Annotated in this window: 12 protein-coding genes; 4 read left to right on the top strand and 8 right to left on the bottom strand. The window is 37.5% G+C overall.

Translation table 11 applies throughout. The features are described 5' to 3' along the window. The 7 genes from T529_RS0110940 to T529_RS0110910 form a co-directional block, all read right to left on the bottom strand. On the bottom strand, positions 1–524 hold a 524-nt coding region (locus tag T529_RS0110940; RefSeq protein WP_033163645.1), incomplete at its 3' end, for an RNA-guided endonuclease TnpB family protein. Between the two features lie 8 nt (positions 525–532). Further along, positions 533–934, bottom strand: a complete 402-nt coding sequence (gene tnpA / locus T529_RS0110935) for an IS200/IS605 family transposase (RefSeq protein ID WP_033163644.1) — start codon at positions 932–934, stop codon at positions 533–535. Between the two features lie 141 nt (positions 935–1,075). Then, positions 1,076–1,270: a hypothetical protein gene (locus T529_RS0110930; protein WP_033163643.1), complete on the bottom strand. Its 195-nt coding sequence runs from the start codon at positions 1,268–1,270 to the stop codon at positions 1,076–1,078. Continuing rightward, complete coding sequence (locus T529_RS0110925) at positions 1,267–1,770, bottom strand: NUDIX domain-containing protein (protein WP_051646978.1); 504 nt, start codon at positions 1,768–1,770, stop codon at positions 1,267–1,269. The genes T529_RS0110930 and T529_RS0110925 overlap by 4 nt, the downstream gene beginning before the upstream one ends. After that, the gene (locus T529_RS0110920; protein ID WP_033163642.1) at positions 1,742–2,602 is read right to left on the bottom strand and encodes a DUF975 family protein; all 861 of its coding nucleotides are present in this window, start codon (positions 2,600–2,602) and stop codon (positions 1,742–1,744) included. The genes T529_RS0110925 and T529_RS0110920 overlap by 29 nt, the downstream gene beginning before the upstream one ends. 56 nt (positions 2,603–2,658) lie before the next feature. After that, positions 2,659–3,828 (bottom strand): hypothetical protein, encoded by a 1,170-nt coding sequence (locus T529_RS0110915; RefSeq protein WP_033163641.1) that lies wholly within the window; start codon positions 3,826–3,828, stop codon positions 2,659–2,661. Continuing rightward, complete coding sequence (locus T529_RS0110910) at positions 3,785–5,203, bottom strand: amidophosphoribosyltransferase (RefSeq protein WP_033163640.1); 1,419 nt, start codon at positions 5,201–5,203, stop codon at positions 3,785–3,787. The genes T529_RS0110915 and T529_RS0110910 overlap by 44 nt, the downstream gene beginning before the upstream one ends. A 275-nt stretch (positions 5,204–5,478) precedes the next feature. Between T529_RS0110910 and T529_RS0110905 the strand changes: the two genes are divergently transcribed. The 3 genes from T529_RS0110905 to T529_RS0110895 all read left to right on the top strand — a co-directional run bounded on the left by T529_RS0110905 (position 5,479) and on the right by T529_RS0110895 (position 8,997). Continuing rightward, a complete protein-coding gene (locus T529_RS0110905) occupies positions 5,479–6,912 on the top strand; it encodes an amino acid permease (protein WP_033163639.1) in 1,434 nt (477 codons plus the stop codon). Between the two features lie 54 nt (positions 6,913–6,966). Further along, a complete protein-coding gene (locus tag T529_RS0110900; protein ID WP_033163638.1) occupies positions 6,967–8,292 on the top strand; it encodes a M18 family aminopeptidase in 1,326 nt (441 codons plus the stop codon). A 63-nt stretch (positions 8,293–8,355) separates the two neighbouring features. After that, on the top strand, positions 8,356–8,997 hold the full coding sequence (locus tag T529_RS0110895) for a hypothetical protein (protein WP_033163637.1): 642 nt from the start codon (positions 8,356–8,358) through the stop codon (positions 8,995–8,997). 117 nt (positions 8,998–9,114) lie between these two features. On the opposite strand, the gene T529_RS0110890 is transcribed toward T529_RS0110895, so the two are convergent. After that, entirely contained in the window at positions 9,115–9,354 is a 240-nt protein-coding gene (locus tag T529_RS0110890; protein ID WP_272867373.1) for a DUF6465 family protein, read from the bottom strand. A gap of 463 nt (positions 9,355–9,817) precedes the next feature. Between T529_RS0110890 and T529_RS13320 the strand changes: the two genes are divergently transcribed. Continuing rightward, positions 9,818–10,028, top strand: a 211-nt coding sequence (locus tag T529_RS13320) for a helix-turn-helix domain-containing protein (RefSeq protein WP_033163635.1), incomplete at its 3' end; no start/stop codon positions are given.

Genomic DNA, 10,028 nt, shown 5'->3' with positions numbered 1-10,028 from the left:
CCTGCATTTGGTCGAAGCTCCGGCTCAAAGTCAACATTCAGGACTACAAAGTATTTACCTGCAGGAGTACGCTCTACCGTGACATTATTGATATGCCCGACTTCCATGGACTGTCTGATCTTGACATACCCAAGCTTCGGAAGCTTAATATACTTCCCGATTATGCGGATGTTATCGCCCTGGTTGATGGTTCTGTATGACTGGTGGTTATTATGTTTACTTTTGAACTGCGGATGTCTAGCGCGTTTCTCAAAGAAATTTTTAAATCCACGCTCTAAATCCCTCAAAGACTGCTGGAGTGCAATAGAATCAACGTCCTTCAGGAAAGCAAAGTCAGCCTGCTTTTTAAGGTCTGTGAGCATGGCAGATGTTTGGCTATAGCCAATCTTTTCGCCATTGGAACAGGCACCGTTACGCATGGCAAGACCTTTGTTGTAGATGAGCCTGCAGCATCCGAGTGTTTGGTTTATTAAGTTTTGCTGTTTCTTATTGGGATACGCCCTAAATTTAACACCTTTGTTCATGCTTACACCTACGGTCTTGTTTTTTGGGTATCTACATACCACTTAATAGTTTCGGGACTTACATTGCCTGCCGTACTTACAAAATAGCTTCGAGTCCAAAGACTCGGCATTGCTTTAAGCTGTGGAAATTCTTCCCTTAATCGATGTGAAGTACAGCCCTTAATCTGCTTCATTATGTTTGGAATGGACATGGTTGGCAGTACGCTAACGAAAATGTGTACATGGTCTACATGACATTCCAGAGCAAGGATTTCAATACCTTGTTTTTCACATTCAGCAGTAGTAAGTTCTTTAAATCTTTCCTCGACACCCTGGATATTAAATATTTTTCTGCGGTATCGAGGACAAAATACAAAATGGTAGTTAATCAATGATACAGTTGTTTTTGTATGTTTATATTCATTCTTCATGAATATATAGTAGCACATCTGTAGATATTAATAAAAATATTATCTACAGAAAGTAAAGAAGTGGGCTATCATCCTCACGATTGAAACCGTGGGTTTTCTCGCCCACATGGGTTATAAGAAAAAGCACTCATCTCAAGTGCTTTAACGATATCTTTTGTTGACTTCAAGAAAGGTCGCTTTGCCTTCAATATAATCACGAAAGACACTCATGATATCCTGTCCTCGATATATTGCACATAATCCACAATTATCACAATCACCAATGCAATGAAAAGTCTCCTTAATATAGGATTCTCTTTCCTGGGGCGTTGATTCATGTATGTCCGGTGGCATCATTTTAAAGCATCCCTTACAATATCTGCATGATCAAAGGCAAGATCATCGAATGTCATTGCTATATCACCATGTGTAAGTGTTTCACCACTGATCTTAAACCAGCAGGCAGCACTTGCATCATCTCCTGCCTTAACATCCGCCTTTTTAATGAAGGCTTTATATGCAGCTGAAACAACCCAGCCACGAGGATCACGATTTGGCTTTGAATAAACGCCAACAAGTTTTTCCTTCACGCCTTCAAGTCCTGTTTCTTCAAAGAGTTCTCTTGCTGCCGTTTCTTCAAGCGGTTCGTTCTTGTTCGCAAAGCCCCCTGGTAATGCCCACTTGCCAAGGAAAGGATGGTTTCCTCTTTTGACAAGCAGAATTTCATGTGTATCGCTCAAGATGACATTATCAGCAGTTAATGAAGGCTTTGGATACTTGGAATCATCATATTGCTTAAGATATTCTTCTTCACTAAGTCCATTCTTATCAAGCATTTTCATCACTTCTTTCTTCATCAATAGCTTCTCCCTCAACAACCTGCTCGCTACTTTGATCCAAGCCTTGTTCATGATTATAAATACGCATAAAGAAGATTGCGACACCGATATGATATTCTGCAGAAAAGAAATATGCCTGGATGAATGCTGTCGCAATAACCGCAAGCAATGCACTAATTGGTCCTAAGAAGCCTAATGCACTGCCAATAATGCCATCTACTAGTGCTGAAAGGATGAGCCAAGGCAGGTAGGAAAGAAAAAGCTTAATTAGTGACCAGACATGGCCATGAATCATGCGATAGCTATCTTTGATGGCTGCCATTTTTCTTTCACCCTTAGTTTCTATGACATAACCTGTAAAAGACAAAGTTATGGTGATATAAAAGGCATAAAGGAGAACGGCTAGAATGAGAATGGCATAAAGGACGATTGTTCCTGTCGCAAGAGTATCGAGTGAGACACTTGTCATCGCAGCAATACTAAAACCCATGCTTAAAGATAAAACAACCACTAATACAACTGCTGGTAAGAATTCACATAGACCAACCAGGAAATAAGTTGGAAAGAGTTCTTTAAAACGTCTAAGTCCAGTCATACTGTCTTCTCTAACAACAACCTGATTTTCCTGTCCTGTCACCATCTTCAATGATGCAACAACAAGGCCATGAGGCATTGTCAACAAGAGTATGCGTAATAAGAAATCAAGAATTGAAGCATTCGTATCTTCAAATAATGCTGGTAAAGATGTCATAATGGCAATAATAGTTGCCGTATAAATCATATTTTTACGATTCTTATCTAAAAAATAATGTGCTTCATTCTTAATCGAATGATAATCTAAATTCAACATAATAAGTATTCCCCCTTGCTTCTATTCTATCATAACCTTCTCCCTCAATAAAACTATTAGGCAATCATTTTTGCTACATCATCAAATACTTTATTCATATCGCTATGATTATCAACAACTTGACCATCTTCACGTATTAATAATTCATGATAATAGGCATGCTTTGTGTGTAAATAAGTAGAATCAATATTGTTGCAGATAATGGCACAATAATATGGTCCTGCATGCATATTTGCATTCTTATAGTTCATCTGATAGACGGCAATAAGTCGATGTTGCCTATCATCATACCACAAAGAATCACGAATAAATGAATAGTTATATCCTGGTTGAGAAGGATATTGTTTTAAGAGCGATAAGTCTGCATGAGATACAAACTGATCAATGATATTTTGTGGTAGATCTCGAAAGCTATAAGTTGTTATAAGTTGATGAACACGAACATGTTTGACTGTATGATGAACAAAGAGGTGTTCTCTTTTGGCGAGTTGATGATCGTAGTGAATTTGAATTGTGACAAGATCACCATTGCTTAAGAGATGTTCATCATAGCTATAGGTCAGAGTTTTAGCGAACGCCGGATAAGCTTTCGATAATGCTGGATGGGTGATTGAAGCAATTTGTCCTGCCCCATTTTGACCAGAAAAGTGCACCATCAGATTCTCTGATAAATGAATACCAATATGTTTTTCTAAATGGAAACAGCCTCCTATCATTATCACTACAACAATCACTATAAGATAATCAATCTTCAACAAGGTTAAGCATAGCTTTGTCAGTAATTGACGTATAGATATACTAAAAGCAAGCAAGATAAGAAAAGCAGTCAGGTAGATGTATGGCATATAAAGCATTATATGTCTTCTTGCCTGATTGCTTATCTCTCCACGGATAATAGCCTGAAATTTCTCATAGTTCACTGCCACCATCAAAAGCATGAAAAGACAAATCAATAACACAATCATATGCAAATATCCTGGCATTGTTTGTTTCCGTTTGAAAAATAGATAGATGGCATGACCTACTTGTCCTAATAATGAAATCGTCAGTAAACTAAAGGTGAGTGTAATATAAAAGAAAGTTGTTTGCAGATGCACAAGCGCATAACTTGCCATCAGCTTTGAAACAAGGTATATGAGAAGGGCTATGATCAGCAGGTGGAGAAAATCAATAATATAATCTTTATTCTTTTCCATTCCAGCAATATGTGCATAGCTTGTTGGCATCAAGTCCTGTTGCTTCAAGAAGGTCATCGAGTCGATTATAGCGAAGGGTTGTAAAGTGTTGCTGCTTTTTAATCATATCCACCATTTTCAAATAACGTGAGGAATCTGGGTTGCAGTAATCATAGAGGATATCAAGACTTACATTCTCACCCTCTTCTTGTTGAATCATCCTTCTGGCAATTAATTCCATCTCGCTATTGCTTCTTGAGAAATTGAGATATTTACAGCCAAACATAATTGGCGGACAGGCAGGACGAACATGAACTTCTTTCGCTCCACTAGAATATAAGAATTCAACCGTTTCTCTTAGCTGTGTTCCTCTGACGATTGAGTCGTCGATCAGTAAGAGGCGCTTATGTTCAATAAGCTCATGTACAGGGATAAGTTTCATCTTTGCAATCATGTCACGCTTTGATTGAATGGTTGGCATGAAAGAACGTGGCCATGTTGGTGTATATTTGATAAATGGTCTTGAAAATGGCACATTTGAAGCATTCGCATAGCCAATAGCATGTGCTGTACCACTATCAGGTACACCCGCAACTGTATCGATTTCAACTGGTTCTTCACGATCACGCAAAGCTAGCTTTTCCCCGCAGCGATAGCGCATTTCTTCAACCGATACGCCTTCATAACGACTTGCTGGATAACCATAATAAACCCATAGGAATGTACAAATGCGCATCTTGTCACCAGGAGCCACAAGCGTCTTGACGCCATCTTGTGTCATGATTGCAATTTCACCTGGCCCCAATTCCTTATAATCCTGATAACCTAAGTTCAGATAGGCAAATGCTTCAAAAGAAGCACAATAGCCATCATCCTTTTTTCCAACAACCAATGGTGTACGACCATATTTGTCTCTTGATAAATATATGCCGGCATGCGTCAGCAACAAGATTGTCATTGATCCATCAATCATCTTCTGGGCATACTGCAATCCCTCAATTAAATTATCACGCGAATTAATCAAAGCGGCGACAATTTCCACCGTATTGATTTCCGAACCACTCTGTGCAAGAAAATGCATATGGCTATGCTTTAAAAGCCGGTTAAGCAGTTCCTCCATATTATTAATCTTACCAACACAGCTAATCGCATATGTCCCATGATGAGAACGGACAATCAAAGGCTGAGGATCATAGTCTGAAATACAGCCAATTCCAAGATACCCTTTCATGTCATTAATTTCTGCTGAGAACTTTGTCCTGAATGGGGAGTTCTCGATATTATGTATGGAACGCGTAAAACCAGCCTCTTCACTATAAACAGCCAAACCCGCTCTTCTCGTTCCTAAATGAGAATGATAATCCGTACCAAAAAACAAATCAAAAACACAATCATTTTGGCTTGCCGCCGCAAAAAATCCACCCATAAGAAAATCTCTCCTCCTCTTTAATTAATATTATATCCATTCACATTTCTATCGCCATAAAAATATCATAACGCTTACAAAAAAATATTGGTTCCTTCCATTAGCTTGTGATTTTTTTATTAAATTAAAATAAAGAGTTTGTTTTTATAGGCGGTAATGATATAATAATATGGCACTGATTTTTCAGTGTCTTGGATTGTATGAACAATAATACAATTTATGTATTGAGGGAGCATTGTTCATATGTTGTTCTATAAAATTTATTGGAGGAAGTTATGGAAAACGTTAAGAAAATAACGTGGTATAACCTGGCTTTTATGGCATTCTCAACTGTTTGGGGTTTTGGTAATGTCTTAAATGGCTTTGTATACTTTAATGGTATTCAGGTTATCTTCAGCTGGATTCTTATGTTTGCCCTCTATTTCGTGCCTTATGCACTTATGGTTGGTGAACTTGGTTCCGCTTTTAAAGACGCTGGCGGAGGTGTCAGCAGCTGGATTCATGAAACAATGGGTCCAAAATTAGCCTATTATGCAGGTTTTACATACTGGGCTTGTCACATTACTTACATTTCATCAAAAGGTACTGGTGGATTGAAGGCCTTGAGCTGGGTTATCTTTAGAGATGGTAACATCTTGAATAAGCTTGGTACGCTTAATACACAGCTTATTACTTTAGCCTTGTTCTTATTCTTCTGCTTTGTTGCCTCTAGAGGTTTAACACCTTTAAAAGGTCTTACAAGAATTGCAGGTACTTCAATGTTTGTAATGTCCTTACTCTATATTGTCATGATGTTTGCAGCTCCTGCCATTAACCCTCATGCACATTATGTATCAATGGACTTTACAATGAAGAACTTAATTCCACAGTTTGATACAAAGTACTTTACTTCACTTTCAATCCTTGTCTTTGCGGTAGGTGGATGTGAAAAGATCTCACCATATGTTAACCAGGTTGAGGATAGTGAAAAAGGTTTCCCTAAAGGTATGATTTCCCTTGCCATCATGGTTATGGTTTGTGCAATCTTAGGTACGATTGCAATGGGAATGATGTTTGATCCAAAAGTGATTAACGCTTCAAAGGCAAGCTTCGATGCTTATAATGCCAATGGTTCATACTGGGCATTCCAGAGGCTTGGTCAGTACTACCATATGGGTGATGCCTTGATGATTATCTATGCTTTATGTAATGTTGTCGGACAGTTCTCTACACTTGTACTATCAATTGATGCACCACTTAGAATGTTACTTGAAAATGAACATGCTAAGGAATTCATTCCAAAAGGCTTATTCAAGAAAAACAAATATGGTGCTTACATTAATGGTATCTGGTTAGTCGTTGCACTATCTGGTTCATTAATCCTTGTTCAGGCATTCGTTCCAAGTGCTGACGCTGTCTTGATGCAGCTGACAAAGATCAACTCTGTTGCCATGACTTTGCGTTACTTATGGGTATTTGCAGCTTATATCGCTTTACGCTCAGCTACAAATTATGCTAAATTTAATCCAAGCTACAGAGCCTTCAAGAATCAGTTTGTTGCAAGATTCTTTGGTATCTGGTGTTTCGCTGTTACCGCAGCTTGTGATATCTTAGGTATGATTGATAGCGATATATTCACAATGGTGCTCAAGATTTCTGTACCATTAATTCTATTCCTATTAGGTTTAATCCTGCCAGTTATCGCAAAAAGACAAAAAGCTGCAGCTTAGCACGCACATGATCCCAGAGGCAACTCTGGGATATTTATTTAAGGAGGATTTTATATGGATTTCAAGAAAGTTTCAGAAGATTTATTATCATTTGTACAACAGTCCCCTACTGCTTTTCATGCCGTTAATAATATTGCTGAAAGATTAAAGCAAGATGGCTTTGTACAATTATTAGAAGGTGATCATTGGGATATTGAAAAAGGCAAAAAATACTTCACAACAAGAAATGATTCATCCATCATTGCCTTTAAAGTTGGTAACAACCTTGAACATTACTCATTCAACATTGCTACAGCTCATTCCGATAGCCCTACTTATAAACTCAAAGAAAATACAGAACTACAAGTTGTGAAGAACCACTATATGCAGCTTAATACTGAAGGATATGGTGGAATGATTGATAATACTTGGTTTGATCGACCTTTATCAATTGCTGGTCGCGTATTGGTTAAAGAAGGCGACAGCTTTGTTTCTAAGTTATTCTCTATCGATCGTGATTTAGTCATGATTCCTAATGTCGCTATTCATATGAATAGAAAAGTCAATGATGGATATAGCTATAATAAGCAGGTAGACTTATTACCATTATTTGGTGGTGCAGATTGTCAGAGTGGCGATTTCATGAAGCTTGTTGCCAAAGAATTAGGTGTTGATGTGAATGACATCTATGGCCACGATCTCTTCCTCTATAACCGCCAGAGTCCAAGTATCTGGGGTGCTCATGAAGAGTTTATCTCATCCGGTCACCTTGATGACTTACAATGTGCTTATAGCGCCATGTCTGCTTTATTAAATGGATACAATGACCAATCTATTGATGTCATGGCTATTTTCGATAATGAAGAAGTAGGCAGTGGAACGAAGCAGGGCGCTGATTCAACATTCCTCTATGATACATTGACTAGAGTTAATGCTGCCTTAGGTATGAGCAATGAAGACTACTTAAGAGCTGTTGCTTCAAGCTTTATGCTTTCAGCCGATAATGCACATGCCGTACATCCAAACCATCCAGAATATACTGATGTCAATAACTGTGTTTATATGAATGAAGGTGTTGTTGTAAAAACACATGCTGGACAGAAATATTGTTCTGATGCCGTCTCATCAGCAATCTTCAAAGGCTATGCTAAAAATGCCAATGTCCCACTCCAGTACTTTGCAAATCGTTCAGATAAAGCCGGAGGTTCAACTCTTGGCAACATTTCCCAAGCTCATGTCTCATTGAATTCTGTTGATATTGGACTTCCTCAGCTAGCAATGCATTCATCATATGAAACAGCTGGTATTAAAGATACAAAGTATATGATTGATGTTATGACTGAATTCTACAATAGCCATGTAGAAGCAAATGGTCCTCATAGCTTAAAAGTCACAAAATAAATTATCCCTTAACATCTTGCTCTATCAAATAGAGTCATGACCGTTTAAAGAAAGGATTCCCCTATGAACACAAAAGATCCCCTTTATATCTCAACAATGGATAAAGCCAAGAAACTTGATCATGATAAATTTGAGATATATATGACCATCCAGCAATATGTTCTTGCTCATTGTGAGGATAGTTTAAAAGCTAATATGATGCTCTCCCATGCCATCGATGAACTCAAAGAGCACAATATCGCCCCTTCAAATCTTAAGACATATTACCGTCATCTTGAAAAAGATTTTCCAATCAAGAAAGAGATGAAGGAAGAGCTCAGCCGCTCACAAAACAATATGTCCGTATCATTGATCTGGTGTACAATGAGCAGTTTTATTGTATTGATGTTTATCAAGGAAGTTGTGATGAATCACTATATGATTCATCTATATGTTGATAGCGCTATTGCGATTGTCGCCTTCTATATTATGCTTCATCAGCTCCATATCGAGCTAAACATTCTTAATATGAATAAAATAACAAAACGGCCACTTGTCGTCATGGTTGTTGCAATTGTTGCAGGAATGATAGTAAATATTGTTGCTGGCTTATCAAGCGGGGCAATAGCTAAGTTTGATTTTTCTTTTCTTATTCTTGTTGTTGGGATGTTTACAAGTCGATCTATTTTTATTAAGCAAACTAAGGGTTTGTCCCGTAATAACTAAATAATTTGAGGTCTGCTAAGCAGATCTCTTTTTTTACCCTCGATTCTAAGAGTGATAGTGTAATTTTGCAATATACAGGCATAAAAAAACACCAGCCGAGCTGATGTCCCTTGTGCATTAGAAAGAAATTGCGTCGTCGTTCTTGATTTCCTTGCCTGCTTTGTCAGTAGCAACGTAATAAACTGCATTTTCAGCAGGTTTAAAGTAAATATCAAGAGTATCTAATTTATTAAGTACTACTTCTTTAGCTTTTAAGTCTTCCTTAACAGCTTTTTCGATATCTTTGACATCTACACCGTTAGTACCAAACTGTACCTGAATCTTTGTTTTCATAAGTTTCTCCTCCTTATGTGTTATAGTATAGTGAATTCATTTGGATATATCAAGCATTTTTCCATTGGCATAATACCAATAAAAAAGGATTTTCCAAATCATATGTCTCCTCCAAGCATATCAAATGGAAAACCCAACGCCCCAATAAAGCATTAGTTCCCCACCACAAGAACTAACACCCGTAAGAATCCTCACTCCAGTAAAAGAAAAGCAATATTATTATGGATGCTTTCTATTCCTGGGAACTCTTACATAGTTATTTTATCATAAATCATTAAAAATGTAAAAGATTAGTAACAAATTAACGATATTTCACTAGTTTTTTGTTATTATTACTTAATTTTCAGTAACCGATGAATAAATTAGTGATTCATTTGTCTTCTTTATCAGATAAATTATCATAACAAGTGCAACATATGAAAAGTTCATAGGAATTATCTATGCTACTATGTGAGTGACCAAAAAAACATAGAATGGAGATAAGCCTATGAACTATAACCATATTAACATAAATGAGCGTTCCTGCATCTATCAATTTCTCGGTCTGGGCATGAGTATACGTGGGATTGCAAAGGCACTTCATAGAAGTCCTTCCACCATTTCCCGAGAGATAAAAAGGAATTCATACCGTTCCTGGAGCAATTTCAAAGAGCATGATAGATATTTCCCTGTAAAAGCCCAGGAAAAATATGAAGAAA

The organism is Sharpea azabuensis DSM 18934, assembly GCF_000702165.1.
Taxonomy (GTDB): domain Bacteria; phylum Bacillota_I; class Bacilli_A; order Erysipelotrichales; family Coprobacillaceae; genus Sharpea; species Sharpea azabuensis.
Note: the sequence above shows the minus strand (reverse complement) of the source record. Positions and strands in the feature narration are given on the sequence as shown.

Excerpts from the sequence above, each read along its gene's own strand:
- tnpA (WP_033163644.1), bottom strand. The coding sequence starts at position 934 with ATGAAGAATGAATATAAACATACAAAAACAACTGTATCATTGATTAAC.
- T529_RS0110930 (WP_033163643.1), bottom strand. The coding sequence starts at position 1,270 with ATGATGCCACCGGACATACATGAATCAACGCCCCAGGAAAGAGAATCC.
- T529_RS0110925 (WP_051646978.1), bottom strand. The coding sequence starts at position 1,770 with ATGAAGAAAGAAGTGATGAAAATGCTTGATAAGAATGGACTTAGTGAA.
- T529_RS0110920 (WP_033163642.1), bottom strand. The coding sequence starts at position 2,602 with ATGTTGAATTTAGATTATCATTCGATTAAGAATGAAGCACATTATTTT.
- T529_RS0110915 (WP_033163641.1), bottom strand. The coding sequence starts at position 3,828 with ATGCCAACAAGCTATGCACATATTGCTGGAATGGAAAAGAATAAAGAT.
- T529_RS0110910 (WP_033163640.1), bottom strand. The coding sequence starts at position 5,203 with ATGGGTGGATTTTTTGCGGCGGCAAGCCAAAATGATTGTGTTTTTGAT.
- T529_RS0110905 (WP_033163639.1), top strand. The coding sequence starts at position 5,479 with ATGGAAAACGTTAAGAAAATAACGTGGTATAACCTGGCTTTTATGGCA.
- T529_RS0110900 (WP_033163638.1), top strand. The coding sequence starts at position 6,967 with ATGGATTTCAAGAAAGTTTCAGAAGATTTATTATCATTTGTACAACAG.
- T529_RS0110895 (WP_033163637.1), top strand. The coding sequence starts at position 8,356 with ATGAACACAAAAGATCCCCTTTATATCTCAACAATGGATAAAGCCAAG.